The organism is Pleomorphomonas koreensis DSM 23070 (genome assembly GCF_000425185.1).
Lineage (GTDB): Bacteria > Pseudomonadota > Alphaproteobacteria > Rhizobiales > Pleomorphomonadaceae > Pleomorphomonas > Pleomorphomonas koreensis.
The window spans coordinates 1-26040 of sequence record NZ_AULH01000021.1; the positions used below are offsets into that span (position 1 = coordinate 1).

24 protein-coding genes and 1 pseudogene are annotated in these 26040 nt (G+C 66.5%); 10 read left to right on the forward strand and 15 right to left on the reverse strand.

Annotated features, from left to right (window positions below; translation table 11 throughout):
• The coding region (locus tag H512_RS24575; protein ID WP_036792337.1) for a LacI family DNA-binding transcriptional regulator at nt 1-957 on the forward strand (957 nt) is incomplete at its 5' end.
• A gap of 123 nt (nt 958-1080) precedes the next feature.
• On the opposite strand, the pseudogene H512_RS27095 reads toward H512_RS24575, so the two are convergent.
• From H512_RS27095 to H512_RS0116965, 10 genes and pseudogenes are all read right to left on the reverse strand, one after another.
• Nucleotides 1081-1251: pseudogene (locus H512_RS27095) on the reverse strand (DNA-binding protein); the annotation flags it as partial.
• A 285-nt stretch (nt 1252-1536) separates the two neighbouring features.
• Nucleotides 1537-3315, reverse strand: a complete 1779-nt coding sequence (gene atzF / locus H512_RS0116925; protein ID WP_026784455.1) for an allophanate hydrolase — start codon at nt 3313-3315, stop codon at nt 1537-1539.
• A complete protein-coding gene (locus H512_RS0116930; protein ID WP_026784456.1) occupies nt 3312-3662 on the reverse strand; it encodes a cupin domain-containing protein in 351 nt (116 codons plus the stop codon). The genes atzF and H512_RS0116930 overlap by 4 nt, the downstream gene beginning before the upstream one ends.
• Nucleotides 3655-4320 carry a cysteine hydrolase family protein gene (locus H512_RS0116935; RefSeq protein WP_026784457.1) on the reverse strand — a complete coding sequence of 222 codons (666 nt, stop codon included), beginning with the start codon at nt 4318-4320 and terminating at the stop codon, nt 3655-3657. Before H512_RS0116935 ends, H512_RS0116930 begins: the two co-directional genes overlap by 8 nt.
• Nucleotides 4320-5867 carry an ABC transporter ATP-binding protein gene (locus tag H512_RS0116940; RefSeq protein ID WP_026784458.1) on the reverse strand — a complete coding sequence of 516 codons (1548 nt, stop codon included), beginning with the start codon at nt 5865-5867 and terminating at the stop codon, nt 4320-4322. The genes H512_RS0116935 and H512_RS0116940 overlap by 1 nt, the downstream gene beginning before the upstream one ends.
• Nucleotides 5868-5901: 34 nt before the next feature.
• A complete protein-coding gene (biuH, locus tag H512_RS0116945) occupies nt 5902-6591 on the reverse strand; it encodes a biuret amidohydrolase (RefSeq protein WP_026784459.1) in 690 nt (229 codons plus the stop codon).
• Nucleotides 6592-6608: 17 nt separating this feature from the next.
• On the reverse strand, nt 6609-7613 hold the full coding sequence (locus H512_RS0116950; RefSeq protein WP_026784460.1) for a formamidase: 1005 nt from the start codon (nt 7611-7613) through the stop codon (nt 6609-6611).
• 22 nt (nt 7614-7635) lie between these two features.
• Complete coding sequence (locus tag H512_RS0116955; RefSeq protein ID WP_026784461.1) at nt 7636-8562, reverse strand: ABC transporter permease; 927 nt, start codon at nt 8560-8562, stop codon at nt 7636-7638.
• Nucleotides 8562-9680 carry an ABC transporter permease gene (locus H512_RS0116960; protein ID WP_425414184.1) on the reverse strand — a complete coding sequence of 373 codons (1119 nt, stop codon included), beginning with the start codon at nt 9678-9680 and terminating at the stop codon, nt 8562-8564. Before H512_RS0116960 ends, H512_RS0116955 begins: the two co-directional genes overlap by 1 nt.
• A 55-nt stretch (nt 9681-9735) precedes the next feature.
• On the reverse strand, nt 9736-10863 hold the full coding sequence (locus H512_RS0116965; protein ID WP_026784463.1) for a BMP family ABC transporter substrate-binding protein: 1128 nt from the start codon (nt 10861-10863) through the stop codon (nt 9736-9738).
• A 297-nt stretch (nt 10864-11160) separates the two neighbouring features.
• On the opposite strand from H512_RS0116965, the gene H512_RS0116970 reads away from it, so the two are divergent.
• A complete protein-coding gene (locus H512_RS0116970) occupies nt 11161-11871 on the forward strand; it encodes a GntR family transcriptional regulator (protein WP_053239992.1) in 711 nt (236 codons plus the stop codon).
• A gap of 143 nt (nt 11872-12014) precedes the next feature.
• Here H512_RS0116970 and H512_RS25955 read toward each other — a convergent pair whose 3' ends face one another.
• Both H512_RS25955 and H512_RS25960 read right to left on the reverse strand, forming a co-directional pair.
• Complete coding sequence (locus H512_RS25955) at nt 12015-12404, reverse strand: helix-turn-helix domain-containing protein (protein WP_026784465.1); 390 nt, start codon at nt 12402-12404, stop codon at nt 12015-12017.
• A 132-nt stretch (nt 12405-12536) separates the two neighbouring features.
• Nucleotides 12537-12950: an AraC family ligand binding domain-containing protein gene (locus tag H512_RS25960; protein WP_169507172.1), complete on the reverse strand. Its 414-nt coding sequence runs from the start codon at nt 12948-12950 to the stop codon at nt 12537-12539.
• Nucleotides 12951-13261: 311 nt separating this feature from the next.
• On the opposite strand from H512_RS25960, the gene H512_RS0116985 reads away from it, so the two are divergent.
• From H512_RS0116985 to H512_RS0117000, 4 genes are all read left to right on the forward strand, one after another.
• On the forward strand, nt 13262-14284 hold the full coding sequence (locus H512_RS0116985; protein WP_026784467.1) for a hypothetical protein: 1023 nt from the start codon (nt 13262-13264) through the stop codon (nt 14282-14284).
• Between the two features lie 19 nt (nt 14285-14303).
• The gene (locus H512_RS0116990) at nt 14304-15722 is read left to right on the forward strand and encodes an L-fucose/L-arabinose isomerase family protein (protein ID WP_026784468.1); all 1419 of its coding nucleotides are present in this window, start codon (nt 14304-14306) and stop codon (nt 15720-15722) included.
• Nucleotides 15723-15800: 78 nt separating this feature from the next.
• On the forward strand, nt 15801-17336 hold the full coding sequence (locus H512_RS0116995) for an FGGY-family carbohydrate kinase (RefSeq protein ID WP_026784469.1): 1536 nt from the start codon (nt 15801-15803) through the stop codon (nt 17334-17336).
• Nucleotides 17337-17752: 416 nt separating this feature from the next.
• Nucleotides 17753-19483, forward strand: a complete 1731-nt coding sequence (locus H512_RS0117000) for a chloride channel protein (protein ID WP_084798566.1) — start codon at nt 17753-17755, stop codon at nt 19481-19483.
• 11 nt (nt 19484-19494) lie between these two features.
• On the opposite strand, the gene H512_RS0117005 is transcribed toward H512_RS0117000, so the two are convergent.
• Nucleotides 19495-20442, reverse strand: coding sequence for an AEC family transporter (locus H512_RS0117005; RefSeq protein WP_026784471.1), 948 nt, complete (start codon nt 20440-20442; stop codon nt 19495-19497).
• Between the two features lie 311 nt (nt 20443-20753).
• Here H512_RS0117005 and H512_RS0117010 point away from each other — a divergent pair, with 311 nt between their 5' ends.
• Complete coding sequence (locus H512_RS0117010; protein ID WP_026784472.1) at nt 20754-21353, forward strand: class I SAM-dependent methyltransferase; 600 nt, start codon at nt 20754-20756, stop codon at nt 21351-21353.
• On the opposite strand, the gene H512_RS0117015 is transcribed toward H512_RS0117010, so the two are convergent.
• Nucleotides 21350-22282 (reverse strand): hydrogen peroxide-inducible genes activator, encoded by a 933-nt coding sequence (locus tag H512_RS0117015; protein WP_245585440.1) that lies wholly within the window; start codon nt 22280-22282, stop codon nt 21350-21352. The genes H512_RS0117010 and H512_RS0117015 overlap by 4 nt on opposite strands.
• Nucleotides 22283-22371: 89 nt before the next feature.
• On the opposite strand from H512_RS0117015, the gene H512_RS0117020 reads away from it, so the two are divergent.
• The 3 genes from H512_RS0117020 (at nt 22372) to H512_RS0117030 (ending at nt 24894) form a co-directional block, all read left to right on the forward strand.
• Entirely contained in the window at nt 22372-23259 is an 888-nt protein-coding gene (locus tag H512_RS0117020; RefSeq protein WP_084798577.1) for an MBL fold metallo-hydrolase, read from the forward strand.
• Between the two features lie 41 nt (nt 23260-23300).
• Nucleotides 23301-24032 carry a peroxiredoxin gene (locus H512_RS0117025; RefSeq protein WP_036792324.1) on the forward strand — a complete coding sequence of 244 codons (732 nt, stop codon included), beginning with the start codon at nt 23301-23303 and terminating at the stop codon, nt 24030-24032.
• Nucleotides 24033-24111: 79 nt separating this feature from the next.
• On the forward strand, nt 24112-24894 hold the full coding sequence (locus tag H512_RS0117030; RefSeq protein WP_026784476.1) for a sulfite exporter TauE/SafE family protein: 783 nt from the start codon (nt 24112-24114) through the stop codon (nt 24892-24894).
• 22 nt (nt 24895-24916) lie between these two features.
• Here H512_RS0117030 and H512_RS0117035 read toward each other — a convergent pair whose 3' ends face one another.
• Nucleotides 24917-25903, reverse strand: coding sequence for a LacI family DNA-binding transcriptional regulator (locus H512_RS0117035; RefSeq protein ID WP_026784477.1), 987 nt, complete (start codon nt 25901-25903; stop codon nt 24917-24919).
• Nucleotides 25904-26040 lie beyond the last annotated feature (137 nt).

The following is a 26040-nucleotide window of genomic DNA, read 5'->3' on the forward strand; positions in this document are numbered from 1 at the left end:
GACGAGCCTGGGGTCAGCCCTCCCGTCCGGAAAAAGGTGAAGGCCGTCATCGCCGAACTGGGATATCGGCGTAACGACAGCGCCCGGGTGCTTCGCATGGGCACAACCCACAGCATCGGCTTTATCTGTGAGGATCTTGGCGAACCCTTCGTCTCGCAGCTGATCAGAGCCATCGAGAGCGTGAGCCTTGAAAACAGCTCGATGCTGATCGTTGCGGCGACCGGAGGCAATCTCGAGCGAGAACAGGAAGCGGTACGGGCGCTGGCTTCCCGCCAGGTCGACGGCCTGATCATCGCCCCGACCGGCCGGGAACAACCCTACCTCGGCCGCGAATTGGGCAACGGATTGCCGGTGGTATTCGTCGACCGTCCGTCGCTGCATCATCAGGTAGACGCCGTCCTGACCGACAATCACGCCGGCGCCCAGATGGCGACACGCCAGCTGGTGAAATGCGGCCATCACCGCATCGCCTTCTTCAGCAATGTCGATCAGCTGTTCACCCAGGTCGAGCGGATCGAGGGATATCGGCAAGCCTTGACGGCCGAGAGCATTGCCTTTGATGAGGCGTTGGTCTGCTCGGCATCCGGCAACCCTGCGGCCACCTTGGCTTCCCTCAAAAAGATGCTCGCTCTCGATGAGCCGATCACCGCCGCGATTACCGGCGACTCCCTTTGCACCTACGCCTTGCTCCGGGCCTTCAAGGCCGTCGGTCTGCATCTGCCGTTCATCGGCTTCGATGATTTCCCGCTCGCTGACCTGCTGGAGCCTGGAATCAGCGTCGTCGAACAGAACCCTTACGATATCGGCCGTGTCGCAACCCAACTGCTGTTCCGCAGGATTGGCGGCGACACCTCGCCGCCCCAGACGATCAAGCTGGGCACCAGACTGATACGGCGGGGATCCGGCGAAACCGGCCTTCAATCCTCCGACGGTTCACCCCATGCGAAGTTGGAATAGTATTCTCGTCGAGAATCGATATATCCGATCCTGTCCGGAGCAAACAACGCTCGCCTTCTGACGCTAACCAGCTAGTTTTCGATTGTTGACTTCTATCGAGGTCGCTGACCGGTCTCTTGATCCTTCATGGACCGCATTGACCGGCAGGCTGATGACGTGAGCGAACAGACCATTTCTGCTGTCGCCGTCCCAGTCCGACAGCATCTCCCAGAGATCGGGCGATTCCTTCGGAAGCGCCCTCGCCCAGCTTTCATGCCGAACACCGATGGCCTCCGCCGAGGCGCTGTCGTTCAGAAGATCGAGTACGCCGCTGAATGACGGCCGGCCGTCGGCCTGATACTTGCGGCTCGGCGGCACCGACAGAGCCTGACAGCAGCCCTCCTGCGGCAGGCGACGGAGGCGATGGTTGCGCGCCCGCAGGCCGGTCGAAGCGCTCGATTACCAGGGCGGTCGTGCCGCCGAAGCCGGCCAGCTCGCATCTTTCGATGCTGGTACTATCAGGATGTATTCGAAGCATCGCGATCGCCGGATGAAGGAGAAAGCCCCTCCGGCCCGATCGGAAGGCTCTGGCTCGGGTGCTCAATCCCGTCCTGCGATGAAAGCGCGCCAGCCGCCGAAATCCGAGATGTCGCGGGCGCCATCGAGGGCGATCGGCTCCGTGAGGAAACCCTTGGCGGTGCGACCGTCCTCGAGTTCGACGTTCCCTATGGCGAGCGGCGGCGGCACATTATCGACGAAGACGCCAAAGGCGGCCGGGGCGAGGCGCCAGACTTCGACCTCGATGCCGACGCCCGAGCCGCTGGCAACGCGCCTGAGGCCGGGCTTGGCCGGGCTCTGGCCGGAAAGCTCGTAGAGCCGATAGCTGGCGCTGGTGCGGGTGGCTTCGACGAAGGTGGCGCCGAGATCGACGAGCTGGCGGTTGAGCGGCATGCCCCGGAGATGAGCGCCGACCACCACGAGATCGATGCCGTCTGGCTTGCCGGCCGGCTGCTGCCAGCCGGCGGCCCCTGGGGCGAGGCCGCTGTTCCGGTGGAGGAGATCGGCCAGGCCGGCGGTGAGACCGTCGCGGCTGGCGGCGGCGAGCAGCGTGACGCTCATCGGCCGGCCGTCGACCCGGCGGCCGGTCGGCACGGCGATGCCGCAGAGGTCGAGCAGGTTGACGAAATTGGTGTAGGTGCCCAGGCGGGAATTCTCGCGGATCGGCTCGGCGTTGAGTTCGGACCGGGTGAAATGTCGCGGCGCCGTCGGCACGCATAAGAGGTCGACCGAGGCGATCAGCGGTTCGATCCGCCGCTTGAGATCCTTGAGGGCATAGAAGCCGTCGAAGGCGTCGGCGGCCGACAGCGCCTTGGCGCCGGCGTAGATCCGGCGCGTCACCGGGTGGAAACTGTCGACGTGACTGTCGAAGAAGTCGCGGACGGCGGCGTAGCGTTCGGCCACCCAGGCGCCTTCGTAAAGCAGGTCGGCGACGCGATAGAAATCGGCGAACGGCAATTCGACGATGCGATGGCCAAGTGTCCGGAGGCGGTCGAGAGTGGCCCCGAAGCCGGCGGCCATGGCGTCGTCGCCGAAGAAGCGGCGGTCCGCCGGCGCCGGTACGCCTATGGCAAGCGCGGCCGGTGCCGCCAGTGCGCCGACTGCGATGTCGCGGCTGTAGGCATCGGCGGGATCGGGCCGGGCGGCGGCGGCGAACACCCGATAGGCATCGTCGGTGGTGAGGGCAAAAATCGACACGCAGTCGAGCGTTCGGCAGGCCGGAAGGACGCCGGTGCAGGACAGGGCGCCGAACGTCGGCTTCAGGCCGACGATGTTGTTGAGACCGGCCGGCACGCGACCGGAGCCGGCCGTGTCGGTGCCGAGCGCGAAGCTGACGATGCCCTGCGCCGTGGCGACGGCCGAACCGGAACTCGATCCGCCCGGCACCAGCGCCGGGTCGATGGCGTTGACCGGCACCGGATACGGCGTGCGTACGCCGACGAGGCCGGTGGCGAACTGGTCGAGGTTGGTCTTGCCGACAACCAGTGCGCCGGCGTCCTTGAGGAGAGCCACGACGGTGGCGTCGGCAGCGGGCACGCGGGCATAGTCGGGACAGGCGGCGGTGGTCGGCATGCCCGCCACGTCGATATTGTCCTTGACGGCGAAGGGAATGCCCCAGAGCGGCTTTGCCGCCGGGTCGAAGGCGCCGAGCGCCGTCGCCTCGGCCTTGAGGGTGGCGGGATCGGCGAGATGGAGGAAAATGCCGGGATCGGCGACCTCGGCGATGCGCGCGTACACCCGGTCGATCACGGATTCGACGCTGCCGCCGGTGGCGTAATAGGCGTGGAGCGCGGCGATGTCGAAAACGGGAACAGGCGTCATGAAGAGGTTTCCTCGAGAATGATGACCGGCGTCTGCCACTGGATCAGCACGACGCAGCCGGGGCGGCTCCAGACCGAATGCTGGCTGCCCTCGGCGTTGACGATGAAACTGCCGGGACCGTAGTCACCGGCCTCGTCGGACTGTTCGCCGTCGAGTACCAGGATGGTCTCAAGCCCGGCATGGCGGTGGCGCGGCACGCTGGCGCCGGGTTGGTAACGCAACAAGGCAACGCCCGGAGCATCGGCTGCGAAGCGGTGAATCCAGTGGATGTCGACGCCCTGCCGGAAGGGCTCGAAGGCGAGCGCGTTCCAATTGCCGGCAGAAAGAAAACGCGTCGTCTCAGGCATCGAGCGCCTCCAGGATGGCATCGACACTGGCCGTCCAGCCGACGATCGCCCCCTGCGCCCGGATCATGGCAAGGGTGGCGGCCTTGAATTCGGGGAAGTAGCTCTCGGTGGCGTCCTCGGCCAGCAGGCATTCATGGCCGCGGTCGTTGGCCTCGCGCATGGTCGTCTGGACGCAGACCTCGGTAGTGACGCCGGCGAAAATCAACTGAGTCAGCCGGCGCCTCTTGAGTTCTTCGCCAAGCGACGTCGCGTAGAAGGCGCCCTTGCCCGGCTTTTCGATCACCAGTTCGCCCGGCAGCGGCGCCAGGTCGTCGAGAATGGCCGTGCCCGGTTCGCCGGCGATCAGGATGCGGCCCATCGGCCCCGCATCGCCGATGCGCAGGCGCGGATTGCCGCGGTGGCGTTTGGCGGCCGGCAGATCGCTGAGATCGGGCTGGTGACACTCCTGCGTGTGAATGACCGGCACGCCGGCGGCGCGGCAGCCTTCGATCAGCCGCTTCACCGCCGGCACGATGGCGAACAGGCGGCTCACGTCGTTGCCAAGGCTTTCGCCAAAGCCGCCGGGCTCGACGAAGTCGCGCTGCATGTCGATGACGATCAGCGCCAGTTCGTTGCGCCGCAACGGAAAGGCGTAGGGAAGGGCTCGAATGCCGGTCATCAATGGTGTCCCGCCATGTGCGCGCCGATCACCGCCACGTCGGCGGCCTGCGCCTTGGTCTCATAGACGATGCGGCCCTCGGACATGACGAGGATGCGGTCGGAAAGCTCGAGAAGCTCGTCGAGGTCTTCGGAGATCAGCAGGACCGCCGCGCCGGCGTTACGGGCGCGCATGATCCGGGCGCGAATCTCGGCCACGGCCGAGAAATCAAGCCCGAAGCAGGGGTTGGCGACAATGAGGAGGTCGACATCGCCGGTCAGTTCGCGCGCCAGCACGGCACGCTGGACATTGCCGCCCGACAGCGCGGCGATCGGCGAATCGAGCGACGACGTCCTGACCTTGAAGTCGGCGACGAGACGGCCGGCGTATCGGCGCATGGCCGATTTCGACAACCGGAAGCTATGGCGGCCGCCGGCCCGGTCGAAGGCGCGGAAATAAAGGTTCTCGGCGACGCTCATCTTCGGAGCGCAGGCATTTTGAAGGGGCTCCTCGGGAATGAAGCGCACCCGGTGTTCGACCGTCTCGCCGCGGCTCGCCGCATAGGACCGGCCGCCCACCAGGATTCCGCCGGACGCGAGCGGCCGCTGTCCCGCCAGCATCTCGGCGAGTTCCTTCTGGCCATTGCCGGAGATGCCGGCGATGCCGACGATCTCGCCGGCGCGGACATCGAGATCGGCGATCTCCACCGCCTTGAGGCCGGAACGGTCGGGCGCCACCGCCCGGCTGATCCGCAGCACCGGCTTTGCGCCGGCGTCGGTGGGGACGCGGTCGTCGAGTTCGGCGAGCTTGACGTCGCCGATCATCATCGCCGCCATTTCGGCGGTCGGGATGCCGTCGACCCGGCCGCCGCCGACCAGCCGGCCGCGACGCAGGATGGCCACCGTGTCGGCAAATTTGCGCACCTCGTGGAACTTGTGGCTGATCATCAGCACCGTCAGTTCGCCGCGCTCCGTCATGCCGCGCACGAGGCCGAGCATTTCGTCGGCCTCGGCCGGCGTCAGCACCGACGTCGGTTCGTCGAGCACCAGGAAGCTGCGGCCGAGGTAGAGTTGCTTGACGATCTCCAGTTTCTGCTTCTGGCCGGCAGCGAGATCGCGCACCGGCCGGTCGAGCGGAATGTCGAAGGGCATGCGGTCCATGAAATCGGCGAGCGCGCGCCGTTCCTGCGCCCAGTCGATCACCGCCGGCACCTCGGCGCGGCTGATCACCAGGTTTTCGGCGCCGGTGAGCGAGGGGACCAGCGTGAAATGCTGGTAGACCATGCCGAGCCCATAAAGCGCCGCGTCGCGCGGCGAAGCGACCTCGACCTCGCGGCCGCCGACCATCAGCGAGCCGGACGTCGGCCGGTAGAAGCCCATGATGCACTTGACCAGCGTCGACTTGCCGGCGCCATTCTCGCCGAGCAGGGCGTGAAAGCCGCCGGCCGGAAAGCGCAGCGACACGTCGTCGAGGGCGGTGAAGCTGCCGAACCGCATGGTCATGCCCAGCGTTTCGACGCTCACCGCCTGGCCGGCGGCGGGCAGCGGTCGATCGCGGATAACGGCCATGGTGCGCTCCTTTCGGGATCGGGCGGCGGCGGCGTCAGCCGAGCGCTTCGATGAGAGTGGCGGAATCGGCGACGGCGCCGAACACGCCGCCCTGCATCTTGACCATCTTGATCGCCGCGAGGTGGTTGCCATGGTCGGTGGCGCCGCAGCAGTCTTCGAGCAGCAGGCATTCAAAGCCGCGGTCGTTGGCCTCGCGCATGGTGGTATGGACGCAGACGTCGGTGGTGATGCCGGTCAGCACCAGGTTGTCGATGCCCTTTTGCCTGAGGATCAGCTCCAGGTCGGTGGCGCAGAACGAGCCCTTGCCCGGCTTGTCTATGATCGTCTCGCCGGGAAGCGGCGCCAGCTCGTCGATGATCTCCCAGCCGGGCTCGCCACGCACCAGGATGCGGCCGCAAGGGCCGGCGTCGCCGATGCCGGCGCCGATGCGTCGCGAGCGCCAGCGCTTGTTGTTCGGCAGGTCGGACAGGTCGGCCCGGTGACCCTCGCGGGTGTGCAGGACGTGGTAGCCCCCGGCGCGGAAGGCGGCGAGCACCCTTGAGATCGGTTCGATCGGCGCCCGGGTGAGCGACAGGTCGTAACCCATGGCGTCGACATAGCCGCCCTTGCCGCAGAAGTCGGTCTGCATGTCGATGATGACGAGGGCGGTGTTTTCCGGCCGGAGGTCGCCGTTGTAAGGCCAGGGATAGGGATCGGCGGCGAGTGTGCGGGACGTTGCGGTCATCTTTGACTCCTCAGAACTCACGCGGATTTCTCGCCGTAGCGGCGGTTCGGCGCGGCAAAGCCGCAGGACGTGCCGTCGGTTACCCTGACGCCATCCTCCCACGGCAGCCGGTAGCGGCCGGCCGCCAGGTCGTGCATGTAGGTGTAGGGAGCGTCCCCAGCGCCGCCGGCCACCGCGACGTAGCCTCGGTGGCCGAACTGGTAGATGTTGTTCTCGACGCCCCATCCGAGACGCGCCTCGCGCACGAGGTCCGGCCGCACTTCGGCGGTGATGATCTCATTGGCCCGTCCGGCCGTGCCGTGGGCGATGATCGAGCCGTCGAAGTTGCAGATCATGCCTTCGCCCATCGAATCGAAGGTGCCGTCGGAGCCGCACATGCAGACGCTCGCCGTCACCATCAGATTGCAGAAGGCGTTGGCCTGATTGGTGAAGCGCCAGGCGTCGCGGATCGGCGCCGTGTAGCCGGCGGTGCGGATCATGATCTCGGCGCCCTTGTAGGCGCATTCGCGGGCCATCTCCGGGAACATGCCGTCATGGCAGATGATCAGCGCGAGCTTTGCGCCCTTCGGACCATCGATCACGGGAATGCCGAGATCGCCCGGTTCCCAGGGCTCGACCGGTACCCAGGGGTGCATCTTGCGATAGTAGAGGCGAAGTTCGCCGGTATCGTCGATGACGACGCCCGAATTGTAGGGGTTGCCGCTCGGGTTGAACTCCATGATGGAGAAGCAGCCCCAGATGCGGTTGGCACGGCAGGCCGCGCGGAAGGCGGCGATCTCCGGCCCGTCGAGACGGCACATGATCGCCGGGTTGGTGTCCATGGAGAGGCCGTGCAGGGCGTATTCGGGAAAGACGACGAGATCCATACCCGGCTGGTTGCGGCGCGCCTTGCCGACGAGGTCGACGATCACCTGCGTCTGACGCGCGAGGTCGTCGGGCGTCACGGTCGTCGGCAGTTGCAACTGGACGAGGCCGATCCCGACACCGTTGTCCGACTTGTTGAGACCTCCGAGGCCGTTCATGCTGGATTCCTTGGCTGAGAGATTACTTGGTGAGCGACAGAGCGCCCGGCATGCCGGGCACCGGCCGGTTCGGCGACGAGGTGGCGATCATGATGACCAGCGTCAGCGCGTAGGGGGCGGCGTAGAACAGGTAGTAGCCGGAGGTGACGCCCACCGACTGCAAGGCCGGGCCGAGAGCGCCGGCGCCGCCGAACAGCAGGGCGGCGAGAAAGCAGCCGACCGGGTTCCAACGGGCGAAGATGACGAGAGCGACGGCCATCAGGCCCTGGCCGGAGGAAATGCCCTCGTTCCAGGCACCGGGATAGTAGAGCGACAGATAGGCGCCGCCGACGGCGGCGAATGCCCCGCCGATGGCGGTAGCGACAAGGCGCACCCGGTCGGGGTTGATGCCCATGGCGCGCGCCGCGTCGGTCGAGTCGCCGACGACGCGCAGGGTGAGGCCGAGACGGGTATTTGCGAGCGCCCAGCGCAGGGCGAAGGCCAGCGCCGCTCCGGCAAGGAACAGCACGTTGATGTCGAGGGCGGCCCGGACCTGCGGCAGGCCGGACCAGAAGCCGAAGGGGATCGACGGCAGATGCGGCGCCGCCGGCTGGATGTAGGACTTGCCGAGGAAGAAGGCGAGCCCGAGGCCGAACTGCATCATGGCGATGCCGATGGCGATATCGTTGACCTTCGGCAGACGGCAGATGAAGCCATGCACCAGGCCGAACGCCGCGCCGACCACCATGGCGCCCGCGACGCCGAGCCACGGAGAGCCGGTGACGACGGCAATGGCGTAGGCGGTCATGGCGCCGAATACCAGCGTGCCTTCGAGGCCGAGGTTGATGCGGCCGGACCGCTCGGTGATGGTCTCGCCGAGACTGACGAAGATGAAGGGCGTCGACACCCGGATGGCGCCGGCGAGAATGGCAAGGGGAACGCCCCAGAGGCCGATGGCGGTGTCGTCCATCAGAGGTTCCTCCTCCAGAGTTCGGGGTTGAACAGCTTGAAACGGCCGTAGAGGGTCTCGCAGGCCAGGATGACGATGAACAGCGTTCCTTGCAGCACCAGCACCGTGGCGTCGGGCAGCCCCATGCGTCGCTGGATCAGGCCACCCGAGGCGTCGATGCCGCCGATCAGGATGGCGATGGGGATGATGGCAAGCGGGTTGTGACGGGCGAGAAAGGCGACGAGGATGCCGGTATAGCCGTAGCCGGCGATGATGGCGCCGTTGGCGCTGCCCTGCACGGCGGCCACTTCGATCATGCCGGCGAGGCCGGCACAGGCGCCGGCCAGCGCCGTGAACCCAACGATCAGCCGGCCGACCGGCAGCCCCTGCACCTCGGCGGCCCGCGTGTTGCCGCCGGCGATCCGGGCGGCGAAGCCCCAGGTGGTGGTCTCGATCAAGAGGTAGGAGACGACGCAGGCGGCGATGCCGATGGCAAAGCCCCAGTGAACGTCCATGCCGGGCAGCGCGCCGATCATGTAGTCGGCCGGCAGCGGCGGGGTCGACGGCTTGTTGAGACTGGCCGGATCGCGCAGCACGCCCTCGACCAGTTGGTTCATGACGGCGATGGCGATGTAGGACATGAGCAGCGACGAGATGGTCTCGTTGACGCCGCGATAGTGGCGCAGGGCGCCGACGCAGCCGATCCAGACACCGCCGGCCAGCATGGCGGCAAGCGCCATGCCAATCAGCGCGGGAAACGGCGACAACAGATGGGTGAGCGGCAAGGCGGCCGCGGCGGCCGCCACGCCGCCGAGGGCAAGCGCCCCCTCGCCGCCAATGACAATGAGGCCAAGGCGGGCCGGCAGCGCCACGCAAAGCGCGGTAAGCAGCAGCGGGGCCGCCCGGCTGAGGCTGTTCTGGATGGAGAACCAGCTGCCGAAGCCGCCGGTGTACATCAACTGGAACAGCATCAGCGGCGATTTGCCGAGCGCCAGGATGAACAGCGAGAACAGCATCAGGCCGATCAGGATGGCGCCGAGGCCGATAGCCACCGGTTCGAGGCGGCGGGCAGTCCATTCGGCAAGGCGCCCGGCCCAGGAGCCGGCAGCCGGGATGGCTGCTTCACTCACCTCATCCATTCCGATCGTCATCGGCGCTCTCCGTTCAGCATGTCGCGCGGGCTGGCCGGGGGCCTCAGGAGGCCGAGCCGACGACGCCCTCGACGAGATAGTCCATGCTCTCAAGCTCGATGGCGTCCTCGGGATAGGCGGCGCCGGCGGTGATCACCTCGTTGCCCTTGTTGTCCTTGAGCGGCCCCTTGAAGACCGAGTATTTGGTCTTCATGATCTCGGCGAGCGTCGCCTCGAACCTGTTGCGCGCCTCGGCGGACACGGCCGGGCCGAGCGGGCTCATCTTGACGAAGCCGTCTTTCAGGCCGCCACGCACGAAGTTGCCGAGCTTCTCGCCGGCCAGCGCCTTCTTGACGAAGTCGGTATAGACGTTGCCCCAGGCCCATTCGGCGCCGGTGAGGTATTTGTCGGGGGCGAGCGGCGACTGGTCGGCGTGATAGCCGCAGACGAAGGCGCCGCGGCCGGCAGCGGTCTGCACCACCACCTTCGGGCTGTCGACGTGGCAGGTGATGACGTCGGCGCCCTGGTCGACCAGCGCGTTGACGGCTTCGGCCTCCTTGACGGCCAGCGACCATTCGCCCGTGAAGATCACCTGACAGGTGATGGCGGGGTCGACCGAGCGCGCGCCGAGCAGGAAGGCGTTGAGGTTCTGCAGCACCTGCGGGATCGGCTTGGCGGCGACGAAGCCGATCTTCTTGGACTTGGTGGCGTAGCCGGCGGCAATGCCGTTGAGATACTGGCCCTGATGGATGTAGCCGAAGTAGGAGCCGACGTTCTCGGGATGCTTGCCCGCCTGCCAGAGACCGCCGCAATGGCGGAACTGAATGTCGGGATACTTGGCCGCCACGGCCAGGACGTGCGGGTCGAAATAGCCGAAGGACGTCGGGAACAGCAGCGTGGCGCCGTCGAGGTTGATCATCGATTCCATTGTCTTCTGGACGTCGACGGTCTCGGGTACGTTCTCTTCCTCGACGACGGTGACGCCCTCAAGCGCCTTGACGGCGGCGGCGCCTTCCGCATGGGCCTGGTTGTAGCCGTAGTCATCCTTGGGGCCGACGTAGACGAAGCCGACCGTCAGTCCACCGGCGGCAAAGGCACGTCCGGAGGCAAGGCCCGGCACCGCGCCGGCAAGCAGCCCGGTGGCTGTGGTCTGGAGGAAACGGCGGCGGTTGAGGGAAAAGCGATCGATCATCAGCAGGCACTCCCAGGTCGCGGGTCTAGCGAACAAGAAAGTGTATGCAATCGCTGTGCCATAAGTTAATATATTGAAATTATTAAATAATGCGTGCCTCCACTCAAACGGCCGCAAAAAGTGCATGCAGTTTTCCGTTTGATAGCCTAATTTATGATCGGTGATCGAAATATATGCGATCATGCATCATTCTTGAGCGAAAGGGATGATTCAACCGCTTGGTGATATGAGAAAATATCGATATATAACAGTGGTGTGAGCCGCCATTTGACTTCCCGGTCGATACTTAGCATGTGTATGCAGATGAGGAGATCCGATGTGAAGCAAGGGCGAAGCCGCGATATCATCCGGGCCGGCACCACCGTCGAGCAAATGGTGCGCGCCATCTCCGGCCTGATCGTCACCGGCAGCCTCAGGCCCGGCGACAAGCTTGACGAAGGCTCGCTGGCCGGCCGCTTCGAGGTATCGCGCACGCCGGTACGCGAAGCCCTGCGCCAGCTCGGCGCCATGGGTCTCGTCAAGCGCGAGCCAAACCGCAGCGCCGTGGTGAGCACGGTCGACGAAAACCACCTCAACTCGATGTTCGAGGCGATGGCCGAACTCGAGGGCATTTGCGCCCGCCTCGCCGCGCTGCGCATGACGGTCGACGAGCGGCGCAGCATTGAGGCCGGGCACCGGGCGTCGCACAGGTTGATCCGCGATGGCGCCGAGGACGAGTACGCTGCCCACAACACGCGCTTTCACACGGCGCTCTATCTCGGAGCCCACAACGAACACATCTACGACCTGGTGACCCAGACGCGGGCGCGTCTTGCCCCCTTCCGGCGAGCGCAGTTCCACTTGCCCGGCCGCCTCGTTCGCTCCTTTGAGGAGCATGAGGCAATCGTCACGGCCATCCTGCGCGCCGATGCCGCGACTGCCGGCAATGCCGCCTATGCGCACGTGGCGACTGTCCGGACGGCAGCGGCGAGTGTCGTCGCCAATCCGCAGGTATTCGCCGATCTCTAGCTGTCTGATCCCGGACCTTGATGGCGCAGCCTTTTCAGGGGAGCGGACCGAAGCCCTGTGGGCCATGTTCTTCACCGGGGCGCCATGACAAACGGCCCCTCGGTCGCCGAGCTACACCACCTCAGGGGACACGACCCAATAAGTCACGCTTGTTCGTCCCGGTATCGACTTGGGCTCAGCCCCATCCGCTTGCGGAACATCTTGGAGAAATGCAGCGGGTTGGCATAGCCAACCCGGATCGCCACCTGCTTGACCGGCGCGTCGGTCATCTTGAGGATGCGGCAGGCGAGCTGCATCCGGAGGTCGTCGCGCCAGCTCATGATGCTGCAGCCGTAACGGTCCTGGAACAGATGCGACAGGCGCGACACCGACAGCCGCGCGTGGTCGGCGATGACTTCGAGGCTGAGCGGCCGGTCGATGTTCTCGGCGATATAGGAGCAGATGCCGGCCAGCCGTGGATCGTAGTCGGCCACCGGCTTTTCATTGTAGCGGCTGCAAATCAGGATGGCGCGCTCCAGGAGATTGAATGACATCTCCGTGGCGAAGGCGTCGGCGTTGATCGACCAGGCGTCGATCTCGGAAAAGATGCGGTCCAGCTCGCGGCGGAAGTCATCGTCCTGTCCACGCAGCAGCGTCGCCCTGGCACCGCCGCCGCGCCAGGACAGCTAGGGCAGCCAGGTCTGGCGCGGCTGGAAATACACCCAGCGGTGCCACCACGACGAACACCCGTCGCAGCGACGGTAGCGGTGCTCCACCCTCGGCGGGATCAGCAAGACATCGCCCTCCCGGAGTTCGACCTCGCCGGGCCGATCGAGCAGCAAACCCCGACCCCGCACGGTGAGAAGCAGCGTCCAGCCGTCGAGGCCGTTCGGCCGCTCGATGGCAAAGTCCAGAAGCCCGTCGCGCTCGATCGGCGTCAGGCCCGACATCAGCCTTTGGCCAAAAGTATATCCGGGTAATAACGGAGCAACCTCCGGGTCCTGCTGTCCATCCGAAAAGTTGTTCATGAATGCAAGGCGATGGATGAGGCGATCGGCCTTGGCATCCGTCACGCCGATCCTCTCAGCAAGATCTGACATACTCATAGCCAGTTCGCCCTCTGTCGCCGGCCGTCGGATGGGACTATAGCCAAATCAAATAGCCTATAAAACCGGCTCAACCAAGCGGGATGGCGAGAATCCGCGGCCGGACGGAACGACGACCACGGAGACAGATATGCACATGTCTTCTGGGCCGTATGATCCCCTTTGAACGGCTGCGGGGATTTCTGCGCTTGCCCGGAGAGACTGCCGGACAACGGCGCTCTATTTCGTGAGTTTGGATATCTTGTTTACCTACGGTCTCTTTTACCTCGTGCGGGCAAGCCAACACCGATCCATCGGAGAGTAGTGTGAAAAAGACGTTCGATGAAAAGCTGGCGATCCTCCAGGCGGATCCGTCCGCCGATTGCTTCATCCTGGCCGACGCCAAGGACCCCGACATGGCCCGTGGCGTTGCCTCGGCCGGCCGGACGGCGGACGGCAGACTCAGGTCGATCGACGACCTCCGCCAGGACATCCGCGACATCGTCAAGGCGGAGATGGTGGACATCATGCTGATGTCGGCGAGCACATCGGCCAGGTTGACCATCGAGGAGCGCATCTTCGACGGATCGCCGGTGCTGCCGGCCGTGCGCGCCAACGACACCACCGATCTCCACGTGGTGCGCGGCGGTCGCTATGTGACGGCCCCATCGGCTCCCTTCAGCACCGCCACCATCGACCATATCCAGGCCGGCAAGCTGAACCCCTCGGCCAGGGAACGCACGCGCGGCGCCAACCTCGGCCTCTACTCGGTGACCTTCAACAACATTCCCGACGCCGATCTCCTGACGCTCGAGCGCTACAACGCCTTCCGTATCGAGGCCGAGGAGAAGGGTTTCGACCATTTCCTCGAGGTGTTCCCGCCCAACGTGTCGCCCGAACTGCACGGCCTCGCGCCGGAAGCCATCCCCGGCTTCGTCAACGACCATATCGTCCGCCTGCTGGCCGGCGTGCCGAAGTCGGCCCGGCCGCTGTTCCTGAAGCTGCCTTATATGGGTGGCCGGGCCGTCGCCGAACTCTGCCACTATGATCCCAGCATCATCGTCGGCGTGCTCGGCGGATCGGCCGGCACCAGCCATGACGCCTTCTTCCTCATCGAGGACGCCAAGAAGCATGGTGCCCGCGTCGCGCTGTTCGGCCGCAAGATCGTCGCGGCCGAGGATCAGCTCATCTTCATCGAGCACCTGAAGCGCGTCGGCGACGGCGACCTCAAGGCCGCCGACGCCGTGAAATCCTACCATGCAGCGATCGGCAAGAAGGGCCTCAAACCCCACCGCTCGCTGGCCGACGACCTCGCGCTGACCACCAATACCACGGCCTACGGCGGCTGACCGAACGAGGGAGGGACAGATGACCAAGTCGACCAATCCGGAGCGGACCACCTTCGCGCTCTATTTCGGCAATCGCGGCTTCTTTCCGGCGAACCTGATCGCCGGCGCCCGCGAGGAGGTCGCCAGGGCGGTCGGCGATGCCGGCTACGGCTATCTTCTGCCGCCGGTCGAGATGACCCGCCATGGCGCCGTCGAGACCCGCGACGAGGGTCGCGGCTATGCCGAGTGGCTCTCCGCCAATCGCGGCCGCTATGACGGCGTCATCCTGTCGATGCCGAATTTCTCCGACGAGAACGGCGCCATCGCCGCCTTGCAGGATTGCGGCGTGCCGATCCTGTTGCAGGCCTATCCCGACGAGATCGGCAAGATGGACTTCGAGCACCGCCGCGATTCCTACTGCGGCAAGTTCTCCATCGCCGACGTCTTCCACCAGTACGGCCTGCCCTTCACCATGCTGGAGCCGCATGTGGTGCATCCGCTGACGGCGGCCTTCCGGCGCAACCTCGACGACTTCGCCGCCATCTGCCGGGTGGTCAAGGGCATGCGTCGCTTCTCGATCGGCTGCATCGGCGCCCGCACCACCGCCTTCAAGACCGTCCGCTTCGACGAGATCGCCTTGCAGAAGGCCGGCATCACCGTCGAGACCTTCGACCTCTCCGACCTGTTCCGGCGCGTCGCCGGCCTCTCGGACACCGCCGCCCGCGTTACCGACAAGCGCGACCGGCTCGCCGGCTATACAAACTGCGGCAAGGTGCCGGCCGACAAGATGCTGACGCTGGCCAAGGTCGGCGTCGCCCTCGACGACTATATCGACGAATACCATCTGGACACCGTCGCCATCCGCTGCTGGACGGAGATGCAGGCCGAGCTTGGCATCGCCCCTTGCGTGCTGCTCAGCGAACTCAACGACCGGGGCGTGGTATCGAGCTGCGAGATCGACATCTGCAGCGCCGTCACCATGCGGGCGCTGAACCTTGCCAGCGGCCGGCCGGCCGCCTGTCTCGACTGGAACAACAACTATGGCGACGACCCGGACAAGGTGATCCTGTTCCATTGCGGCCCGGTGGCCCAGTCGCTGATGACCGAAAAGGGCGAGGTCACCGACCACAAGATGTTCGCCAAGAGCCAGCCGGGTTGCGGCTGGGGCAGCAACGAAGGCCGGATCGCCGCCTTCCCGACCACGCTGTCCAACTGTAAGACCGAGGACGGCAAGCTGACCGTCTACGTCACCGAGGGCGAGTTCACCGCCGACCCGATCGAGAAGGAATTCTTCGGTTGCGCCGGCGTCTGCGCCATTCCCGGCTTGCAGAAGAAGCTGATCCGTCTGGGACAGGGCGGCTTCCGCCATCACACCACCATCGGCGTCGGCCACCTGAAGACCGCCCTCGATGAGGCCTTCATCCGCTACCTCGGCTATGACGTCGTCGAACTCGGCTGATCAGCCATGACGCGCTGCCGGCGCCGACATCCCGGATGTCGGCGCCGCTGCCACATTTTCCGGAAAGCGGAGTGTATCGTGGCGTTACTCGGCATCGATGTCGGCTCGACGGCCCTCAAGGCAACGCTCTACGCGCTCGACGGCGAAAGGCTCGCCGGCGCATCCCTCGAATATGGCGCCGCCAGATCCGGCGGCGGTCTTGCTCCCGACAGCCTGTGGCGGGCGCTGACCGACGTCATCCATCGTCTGCGGGCGGCCGCTCCGGCGACGGAGATCCGGGCCGCCGCCATCTCCAGCCACGGCGAGAGCTTCGTGGCCACAGACCGGGCCGGCCGGGCCATCGGCCCGTTCATTCTCAACACGGCGCCGATCGCCGAGGGCGAGGCCGCCGCCTTCGCCGACCGTTTCGGCAAGGCGGAGATCTTCCGCCGCACCGGCCTGCCCGTCCATTCGATGTACACGCTGCCGAAGATCGCCTGGCTCCGGGCCAACCGGCCGGACATCTTCGCCGCCGCCGATCGCTTCCTGTGCGTCGAGGACTATATCCTGACGCGGCTCGGCGTCGGCCCGTTCATCAGCACCTCGCTCGCCTCGCGCACCATGGCGCTCGATCTCGAAAGCTGCGCCTGGATCGACGACTATCTCGCCTTCGCCGGCATCACCAAGGCGCAACTGGCAACGCCGGTCGCCTCCGGCACGCCGGTCGGCCGCGCCGCGCCGGACGCCTGCGACGAACTCGGCCTGCCGCGCGACGTGGAATGGGTGACCGGCGGACATGATCAGGGCTGCTGCTCGCTCGGGGCCGGCGGCATTGCCGAGGGCATCGCCGTCGACGGCACCGGCACCTTCGAATGCGTTTCCATTCCCGTCCGCGACGCCATGCCGGCACCGGCGGCGCTCGACTGCAACTTCCCGATCGAGCGCCACACCGTAGCGCCGCTCAAGCTCACCTTGTCCTACATTGCCGGCGGCGTGGCGCTGAAATGGTTCCGCGACGTGGCGAGCCGCCACACCCTGGAGCTGGCAGCCGCCAGGGGCGTCGACCCCTACGAGTTGATCCTCGCCGATCTGCCCGAGGAACCGACCGATATTCTGATGTTTCCTCATCTGATCGGCACCGGCACGCCCTGGCTCGACGCCCGGGCGCGCGGCGCCGTGGTCGGCATCGACGCCGGTACCAGCTACGAGGAGTTCGCCAAGGCGGCCATCGAGGGCATCACGCTGGAGATGGGCTGGAACCTCGAACTGCAAGCCGCGATCGGCACCGAGATCGGCCGCATCCACGCCGTCGGTGGCGGCGCACGATCGGACCGCTGGCTGCAGATGAAAGCCGATATCTTCGACCGCGAAGTGGTGGCCGTCCCCGGCGAAGCCAGTTGCGCCGGCGCTGCCATGGGCGCCAGCGTCGGCATTGGCGCCTTCGGCTCCTATGGCGAGGCGGCGGCGGCTTTCGTCCGCGAAGGCAAGGTCTTTGCGCCACGGCCGCATCAGGTGGCCGCCTATCGCCAGAAGGCGGCGCACTACCGCGACATGGCCGGCCGCCTCTATGGCTTTGTCGCGCCGATAACACGCTCGGCGGGCGACCCTCCGATGGCAACGCCTCGTCAGATTTAGCTGGTCGGCGCGTCTGCGGAATTGATCCCGCATACGAAAAGGTGCCGGTCCGGTCAGGACATCGGGCGCCCGACGCCGGCCGGAGTGTTCGGGTGGCGGATCGAAGTGTTGAGGGCCACAGAAGCGGACGGTCCGGTTGGAGCCGCCGTGGCTGAGGTTGCGCTGGCGCCGCTCCGGCCGATGCGGAGCGCCATCGCAGCCTTGTGCCTGGAGCAAGGCGTCAACTTCCTCCGCCTCGACCGGTTGCTTCCTTCGCGATTGTCTGCGCCGTTGTGGCGAAGGCGACCGGCGGCGCCATGCCCGCCATTGAGCGGCCGCGGGAAGCCGCGTATAGAGGCCGCACCTGACGTCCTTGCCTGGCGCTCCTCGTGCCCCACCGCGCTTCGACCTATCTGAGATATATCCTGCGCCGGGCAATGTCGCCCCGGCGTTACCGGGAGATCGGCCTGCTGGTGCTGGCGGCGGCGATCGGCTGTCTGGCGGGCGGCGTGGTCACGGCGATGAGCTGGATCACCAACTACGCGCACGTGCTGCTGTTTGGTCTGCCCATGCACGCGCGGCTGAGCGGGCAGGACGCTCTCGCCTCCCCCTGGCTGGCGCTGGTGCCCATGGTCGGCGGCACTCTCCTCGTTGTCCTCGGGCTTGCCGTGCGGCGTGTCATCCGGCGGTCGCCGGTCGACCCGATCGAAGCCAACGCCCTGCACGGCGGCCGCATGTCGGTCGGCGAAAGCCTCTACGTCGCCGCCCAGACCATGATCTCCAGTGGCTTCGGCGCCTCGGTCGGTCTCGAGGCCGGCTACACGCAGGCGAGTTCCGGCATCGCCTCGCATATCGCCCTGGCATTGCGGCTGCGCCGCTCCGAGGTGCGCATGCTGGTCGGCTGCGCGGCGGCCGGAGCCATCTCCGCCGCCTTCGACGCACCGATCGCCGGCGCCTTCTATGGTTTCGAGCTGATCATCGGCACCTATACGGTGACGCTGGTGGCGCCGGTGCTTGCCGCCTCGCTGACGGCAAGCCTCACCGCCGACTGGCTCGGCGCGGTCCAGACGCCGGTTCAAATGGGCACGGTCCCGCCGACAAGTGCGGTGGAGTTGTTGCCTTTCCTCGCCCTCGGCGTTCTCGGCGGCCTCGCCGCTGTCCTGGTGATGCAACTGGTCACCGGCGTCGAGCAACTGTTCCGGCTGGCCCGCTGCCCGGCCTGGCTGCGCCCCGTCACCGGCGGCGTGCTGGTCGGCGGTCTGGCGCTGATCTCGCCGCACGTGCTGTCGTCCGGCCACGGGGCCCTGCATGTCGAGCTGCAATCGTCGTCGACCTGGCAGGCGCTGATCATCCTGTTCGCCCTGAAGACGGCCGCGTCCGCCATCTCGCTCGGCTCGGGCTTTCGAGGCGGTCTTTTCTTCGCCTCGCTCTATCTCGGGGCCCTGCTCGGCAAGGCCTATGCGCTGATCCTTGTCGCGCTCGGCTGGACGACCGACCTGCCGCCGATCCTCGCCACGGTCGTCGGCATGGCGTCGATGGCGGTGGGCGTCGTCGGCGGTCCGATGACCATGACCTTTCTGGTGCTGGAGACGACGCGCGATCTCGCCATCACGGGCGCCGTGCTGGCCGCCTCGATCATGTCGGCGGTGATCGTTCGCGAAACCTTCGGCTACTCCTTCTCGACCTGGCGTCTGCATCTCCGGGGAGAAACCATCCGCAGCGCCCATGACGTCGGCTGGATGCGCAATCTCACCGTCTCCCGCATGATGCGGGCGGGCGTCCGCACCGTGTCGTCCGGACAAAGCCTCGAGACCTTCCGCAAGCAGTTCCCGCTCGGATCGACGCAGCGGGTGATCGTCGTCGACGACGACGGCCGCTACGCCGGCATCGTGGTGGTCGCCGACGCCTATGCGCTCAACGTCTCCGGCGACGACGTCGCCCGCATGACGCTGGCCAAACTGGCGCGGCACCCCGGCGTCGCCCTGGTGCCGTCGATGAACGTCACCGACGCGGCCAAGATGTTCGAGGTGACCAACAGCGAAGAGCTGGCGGTCGTCGACAGCTTGAAGACGCTGAAGGTGGTCGGCCTGCTCACCGAGCAGCACCTGCTCCGCCGCTATGCCGAAGAACTCGACAAGGCCCGCCGGGATCTGGCCGGCGAACCGTAGCCGCGGCGGGGCTAGAACCGCGGGAATACCGCGATGATGCCGGCGAAGACGATCAGCGAGGCCAGCGTGTGGACAGTCAGCACCTGCAGGACCAGCGGGCGCTCGGCAACCGCCACGGCATCATCAGGCATGAACAGCGGCACGATGAACGGCGGCGGCAATACCATCAGCGTGAACAGCGCCACCTGGAAGCGAAGCTCGAAACCGAGCATGGCACCGAGCACCAGGAAAGACACCAGCAGGGCGAGCGGGAGCTGAACGACGAGCCGAAGGCCGATGATGCGGGCAATCTTGCCGGCGTCGACCGATTCGAAGCGCAGGCCATGGCCAACGACGATCAGGACCGCCGGCACGATCATCGCCGAGAGATAATGCAGCGTCACCATCACCGCGTCGACGCCGGGTATGGCCTGGAGTGCGGCTGTCCTGAGACCCAGGACGTTGCCGACCAGCCCCAGAAGGATGGCCGCCGTCACCGGATTCCGCAGGAAACCGAGAAGGAGACCTGCCGACCTTGCCGAACCATCGCGGGCGGCGATCAGCAGCGCGAAGAACACGAACCAGATGAACAGTTCATGGCCGAGCGCCACGACGGCGATCGACGACAACGCACCGGCGCCATAGGCCCCGACGAACAGGCCGACGCCCAGCATGCCGAACTCGTACCCGCCCATCATGAACGGCGTGTAGCGGTCGGCGGGAAAGGCTCGCCGCGCCAGCCGCCAGCCGATCGCCAGCCCCACGGTACAGGTGACGAACACGATCGCCACCAGCGACAGGTAGCTTGGTGTCAGATCCATATCCAGGAAGGACAGAAACAGCACCGACGGCAGCACCATGCGGACGACGATCTGCCGCAGCCCATCCACCGCGGCATCGCTCAGCCAACCGAAGCGGTGGCCGGCAAAGCCGATGGCGATCAACAGGAAGATGGGCACAACCTGACTGGACAGCGACATGAAATGATCCGGGGATTGGCAATTCCGCCGGCACTATATGACCGGACCGGCGACGGAAAATAGTCAGATAAATGGCAGATGCCGCTTGCGAAAGCCGAACCGGAACAACTGGAAGTCCGCCGGGATCCCGATGCTCATCGACGCGGCAATGCCGTCGCCTCGGCAAAAGAGAGTTGCAGGCGGCATCGGCCGCGCCCGGCCATCGGCAACATGCCGCCGCCGGTATCTCGGCCGTTGCCGATGGACAGCCGCGGCGCGGGACGGCATGTTGTGCGCCCGATCATCGGCCGATAGTGCAAGGACAGACCGCCATGTCGTCTTGGGACGAGGAATTCTCCAAACCGGGTCACCGCTACGGCACCGAGCCCAACGGATTTCTCGTCGAGACGGCCGGACGCCTGCCGCCGGGCGCCAGGGTGATCGCCGCCGGAGATGGCGAGGGGCGCAACGGCGTCTGGCTGGCCGGACAGGGACACCATGTTCTGGCGCTCGACGCCTCGGCGGTCGGCCTTGCCAAGGCGCGGGCGCTGGCCGATCAACGCGGCGTTGCGATCGAGACCGCCGTCGTCGATCTGTCCGCCTATGACCCCCAGCCCGGCAGCGCCGATGCCGTGGTGCTGATCTACGTCCACATGCCCGCGGGCGTCCGACGCGCCGCCCACCGCAACCTGATGCACGCCCTGAAGCCGGGCGGGCTGGTCATCCTCGAAGCCTTCCATCGCAACCAGCTCGGACGCCACAGCGGCGGGCCGCCGGATGTCTCGATGCTGTTCGACCTGGCGCTGCTTGAGGAAGACTTCGGGCCTGACATCCGCGCCATCCACGCCTTCGAGGGCGATGTCGAACTCGACGAGGGACGCGGTCATCGCGGCAGAGGCGCCGTCGTCCGCTTCGTCGGCGTCAAGGTCTAGCCGCGCCACGGCTGGATTTCGTCTTCCGCCCAGGTTCGCAGGAAAGTTCCGATTTCCCGGAACGTCTTCGCCCGCCCCGACTGGCGCCGCCAGGCGAGGCCGATGCTGCGCACATTGGTTTCGCCCGACATCGGGCGGACGGCGATGTCGCCGCCGGCAATGCCGCCGGTGATCGCCAGATCGGGCAGCAGCGTCGTACCCATGCCCTCGGCCACCATGGCGACCAGCGTCGGCAGACTGGTGGCCGAAAAGGCCGCCTCGGCCACCGCCGGCACCGCTTCGAGCAGCGGCAGCGCATGGCTGTGCAGACAGTGATCGCGTTCGAGCAGCATCAGCGGCTCATCGGTGAGCTGCGCCAACTCGACGCGCGCGGACGCGGCGAGCGGGTGGCTGGCGGCGCAGGCGAACCGATAGGCGTCGTCGAACAGCATCATCGTCTCAAGGCCTTCCGTCTCATAGGGAAAGGCGATCAGCACCAGGTCGAGCCGGCCATGGGCGAGGCGATCGAGCAGCGCGCCCGTCTTGTCCTCGCGCAGCGCGAAGCGCAGCGCCGGAAAGCGCTCGCGGAGCGCCGGGATGATGCGAGGCAGCAGGTAGGGACCGATGGTCGGGATCGTACCGAGCGCGATGGTGCCTGAAAACGGCGTGGTCGACTGGGTGGCGATGTCGAGCATGTCGTCGGCCGCGCGCAACAGTCTGGCCGCCTTCTCCGCCAGTTGATGGCCGATCGGCGTCAGGATCACCGAACGCTTGGTGCGCTCGGCCACCTGAACGCCGAGGATCGTCTCGAGTTCGCGAATGCCGGCACTGAGCGTCGACTGGGTGACGGCCGACGCGGCGGCCGCCTTGCCGAAGTGCCGGTGCTCGGCCAGCGCCACCAGATAGGCGAGATGCCGAAGGTTGGGATAGGCCCGCATGCTGATCGCCATCCTCGATCACGGTGACAGGAATTATTCGTTTCCCAGTGATTTAGAGACTCCTTATGTAAGGAGCAACAGATAAACGCGGGATGGAAGCGATGAGCGAGAAAACCCGAGACGGCATGGGCAGGCCGGACGTCACCGCCTTCCCGGATCCGGACACCCACACCATCAGCTACGTCGTCGCCGACCCGGCCACCGGCGCCGCTGCCATCGTCGACAGCGTGCTCGACATCGACTACGCCGCCGGCCGTCTCTCCTATCGGTCGGCCGACGCCGTCATCGCCTTCGTCGAGGAGCGCGGCCTCGGGGTGGAATGGCTGATCGAGACGCATGTCCACGCCGACCATCTGTCCGCCGCCCCCTACATTCAGGCGCGTGTCGGCGGCCGGATCGGCATCGGCGAAAAGATCACCATCGTGCAGGACACCTTCGGCAAGGTGTTCAACGAGGGCACCGAGTTCGCCCGCGACGGCAGCCAGTTCGACCGGCTGTTCCAGGACGGCGACCGCTACGGCATCGGCGGCATCGAGGCGGTGGCCCTGTCGACTCCCGGCCACACGCCGGCCTGCATGACGCATGTGATCGGCGACGCCGCCTTCGTCGGCGACACGCTGTTCATGCCGGATGCCGGCACCGCCCGCGCCGACTTTCCCGGCGGCGACGCCCGCGCCCTCTACCGCTCCGCCCGGCGCATCCTGGCGCTGCCGGCCGAGACGCGTCTGTTCATGTGCCACGACTACGGCACGTCGACACGCGGCATGGCCTGGGAAACGACGGTGGCCGAGGAGCGCGCCCGCAACATCCACGTCGGCGACGGCATCGACGAACAGACCTTCGTCGACAAGCGCACCGCCAGGGACGCGACGCTCGACATGCCCCGCCTGATCCTGCCGTCGCTGCAGGTCAACATGAAAGCCGGCCGCCTGCCCGAGGCGGACACTTCCGGCAAACGCTTCCTCAAGGTGCCGATCGACGGCCTTTGAGATCCGAGCCCGACAACCAGGCCCAACCAAAAGGAAACATCATGAGCTGCACCGATTCCGCCCCCAAGACCGTCGCCGCGCCGACCGCCGCCGCCCCCGTGGCCGCCGCTCCGGTAGCCGCCGCTCCGGCCGCCGCCGCCGTCGTCAGCCTGCCGCGCATCAACGAGCAGGCGCCCGCCTTCTCCGCCAAGACGACCTTCGGGCCGCGTTCGCTCGCCGACTACAAGGGCAAGTGGCTGGTGCTGTTCTCCCACCCGGCCGACTTCACGCCGGTCTGCACCACCGAGTTCATGGCCTTCGCCAAGGCGGCCGGCGAGTTCAAGTCGATCAACACCGAGCTGCTCGGCCTGTCCATCGACAGCATCTTCTCGCACATCGCCTGGGTGCGGAACATCGAGGAGAAGTTCGGCGTCACCATTCCCTTCCCGATCATCGAAGACCTCAAGATGGAGGTCGCCATGGCCTACGGCATGATCCATCCGGGTGCCGGCGACACCTCGGCGGTGCGCGCCACCTTCATCATCGATCCCCAAGGCATTCTCCGGGCCATGGTCTATTATCCGATGACCAACGGCCGCTCGGTTGCCGAGATCATGCGCCTCGTCAAGGGCTTGCAGACCAGCCTCAAGAACGGCGTCGCCACCCCCGAGGGCTGGCAGCCGGGCGACAAGGTGCTGGTCGGCGCGCCTATCACCGTCGACGACGTCAAGACCCGCCTCGCCGAAGGGCTGGAGACCACCGACTGGTACTTCTCGCGCAAGGTGCTTGCCTGAGCCAGCCGACGGCCGGCACCGGCATGGACGAACCCGCGCCTCCCCCGAGGGGAGGCGCGTCTTTTCCGGGGGATGAAGCGTGATCTTCGAGGCGATTGCAGCCGTCCTGTCGGGCGCCCTGTCCGGCTTCGTGCTCGGCCTGATCGGCGGCGGCGGCTCGGTGCTGGCGACGCCGCTGCTGCTCTACTTCGTCGGTGTCGCGTCGCCGCACGTGGCGCTCGGAACCGGCGCGCTGGCCGTGTCGCTGAACGCCTTCGGCAATCTCTACGGCCACGCCCGCAAGGGCCATGTGCTCTGGCGCTGCGCCATCGTCTTCTCGGCCTTCGGCATGGCCGGCGCCTTCGCCGGCTCGACGCTCGGCAAGCTGATCGACGGCGACGCGCTGCTGTTTCTGTTCGGTCTCGCCATGGTCGCCGTCGGCGCCTCCATGCTGCGACCGCGCCGCCCGATGCCGGACGGCAATCCGCCCATCACCCGCCGCAGCTGCTATCGCGCCGCCGGCATGGCGGTGCTGGCCGGCGCCGCATCCGGCTTCTTCGGCATCGGCGGCGGCTTCCTGATCGTGCCGGCGCTGATCTTCGCCACGGGCATGGCGACGATCAACGCCGTCGGCTCGTCGCTGATGGCGGTCGGCGTGTTCGGGCTGACGACGGCGGTCAACTACGCCGCCTCCGGCCTGGTGGATTGGCGCGTCGCCGCCGAATTCCTGGCCGGCGGGCTGACCGGCGGCCTCATCGGGCTCAACCTGGCCAGCCGGCTGTCGGTCAACAAGGACGCGCTCAACCGGATCTTCGCCGCTGTCGTGTTCTGCGTTGCCGCCTACGTCCTCTACCGGGCGGGAAGCGCGCTCGTCGCCCGATGAGTCCGGCGGGATAGCTTGGATATCAGGAAAGACGTCTCGTCGAATTGCGCTCGATCAGCTTGCCCGAGAGCATGACGACGCGCGGCGCCATCTCCGGCGTCTCGATGCGCTCGAACAGCAGGCGCATCGCCGAGTGGCCGATGTCGGCCACCGGCTGTTCGATCACCGTCAGGCCGGAGCCGATCAGGCCGGTCCAGATCTCGTTGTCGAAGCCGGCAACGGCGAGATCGTCAGGCGCCCGCAGGCCAAGCTCCTGCATCGCCTGGGCGATACCGAGGAGAATGAGGCCGTTGGAGGCGATCAGCGCATCCGGACGATCCTTGCGCGACAGGATCTGGCGCGCCACGACGGCGGCGGCGTCTGGGTTGGGCGCCACGAAATCGGTGCGCGGCTTCAGACCGCGCTCCTGCATCGCCTCGGTATAGCCGCTGAGGCGGTCGCGGGCGGTGGACGAGGTGTTGCCGAACAGCCCGGCGATCGACCTGAAGCCGCGGGCATGGAGATGCTCGACCAGCGCCGCCGACGCCTGACGGTTGTCGAGCACCACCGAATCATGCTTGCCGGCCGGACCGTAGCGGTCGACCAGCACCACCGGGAAATCGAAGTTGAGCCGGTCGAGCTGCGCCGCCGTCTCGCGGGTGGGCGCATAGATGACGCCGGTCACCCGCTCTTCCTGCATCAGCCGCAGATACATCGTCTCGCGGCTGGGGTTCTCATCGGTATTGCACAGCACGACCCGCATGTTCGCCTTGTAGGCGGCGTCTTCCACGGCGCGACTCAGCGTCGTGAAGAAGGGATTGCGGATGTCGGGAACGATCAGGCCGATGGTGTTGGAATGCTGCGAGCGCAGCCGGCGCGCCGACAGGTTGGGGCGATAACCCGTCAGCCGGATGGCGGTTTCCACCCGCTCGCGCAGCTCCGGCTTGACGTGGTGGTTGGCGAGAACGCGCGAAACCGTCGCCGGCGAAACACCCGCTGCAACAGCCACATCCTTGATGCCGACGCTCATGGCTAAAATCGTTCTCCGTCTGCGGCGAAAACAATCACGTCTGGGAACTGCCTTCAATACGGGTTTTCCCAGCTTTTCAAGGAAAGATTGCCCATGATATGGGCTTGAATCAATCTGAAAAGGTTTTCAGTTTTTTG

Coding starts and splice junctions, on each gene's coding strand:
- H512_RS0116935 (WP_026784457.1), bottom strand. CDS start 4,320: ATGACCGGCATTCGAGCCCTTCCCTACGCCTTTCCGTTGCGGCGCAAC.
- H512_RS0116970 (WP_053239992.1), top strand. CDS start 11,161: ATGCAGATGAGGAGATCCGATGTGAAGCAAGGGCGAAGCCGCGATATC.
- H512_RS0116950 (WP_026784460.1), bottom strand. CDS start 7,613: ATGAACGGCCTCGGAGGTCTCAACAAGTCGGACAACGGTGTCGGGATC.
- H512_RS0116930 (WP_026784456.1), bottom strand. CDS start 3,662: ATGCCTGAGACGACGCGTTTTCTTTCTGCCGGCAATTGGAACGCGCTC.
- H512_RS0116990 (WP_026784468.1), top strand. CDS start 14,304: ATGACCAAGTCGACCAATCCGGAGCGGACCACCTTCGCGCTCTATTTC.
- H512_RS0116940 (WP_026784458.1), bottom strand. CDS start 5,867: ATGGCCGTTATCCGCGATCGACCGCTGCCCGCCGCCGGCCAGGCGGTG.
- H512_RS0117025 (WP_036792324.1), top strand. CDS start 23,301: ATGAGCTGCACCGATTCCGCCCCCAAGACCGTCGCCGCGCCGACCGCC.
- H512_RS0117000 (WP_084798566.1), top strand. CDS start 17,753: ATGTCGCCCCGGCGTTACCGGGAGATCGGCCTGCTGGTGCTGGCGGCG.
- H512_RS0116960 (WP_425414184.1), bottom strand. CDS start 9,680: ATGGATGAGGTGAGTGAAGCAGCCATCCCGGCTGCCGGCTCCTGGGCC.
- H512_RS0116965 (WP_026784463.1), bottom strand. CDS start 10,863: ATGATCGATCGCTTTTCCCTCAACCGCCGCCGTTTCCTCCAGACCACA.
- H512_RS0117015 (WP_245585440.1), bottom strand. CDS start 22,282: ATGGCGATCAGCATGCGGGCCTATCCCAACCTTCGGCATCTCGCCTAT.
- H512_RS0117035 (WP_026784477.1), bottom strand. CDS start 25,903: ATGAGCGTCGGCATCAAGGATGTGGCTGTTGCAGCGGGTGTTTCGCCG.
- H512_RS0117020 (WP_084798577.1), top strand. CDS start 22,372: ATGAGCGAGAAAACCCGAGACGGCATGGGCAGGCCGGACGTCACCGCC.
- H512_RS0117010 (WP_026784472.1), top strand. CDS start 20,754: ATGTCGTCTTGGGACGAGGAATTCTCCAAACCGGGTCACCGCTACGGC.
- atzF (WP_026784455.1), bottom strand. CDS start 3,315: ATGACGCCTGTTCCCGTTTTCGACATCGCCGCGCTCCACGCCTATTAC.
- H512_RS0117005 (WP_026784471.1), bottom strand. CDS start 20,442: ATGTCGCTGTCCAGTCAGGTTGTGCCCATCTTCCTGTTGATCGCCATC.
- H512_RS0116955 (WP_026784461.1), bottom strand. CDS start 8,562: ATGGACGACACCGCCATCGGCCTCTGGGGCGTTCCCCTTGCCATTCTC.
- H512_RS25955 (WP_026784465.1), bottom strand. CDS start 12,404: ATGTCATTCAATCTCCTGGAGCGCGCCATCCTGATTTGCAGCCGCTAC.
- biuH (WP_026784459.1), bottom strand. CDS start 6,591: ATGACCGCAACGTCCCGCACACTCGCCGCCGATCCCTATCCCTGGCCT.
- H512_RS25960 (WP_169507172.1), bottom strand. CDS start 12,950: ATGTCAGATCTTGCTGAGAGGATCGGCGTGACGGATGCCAAGGCCGAT.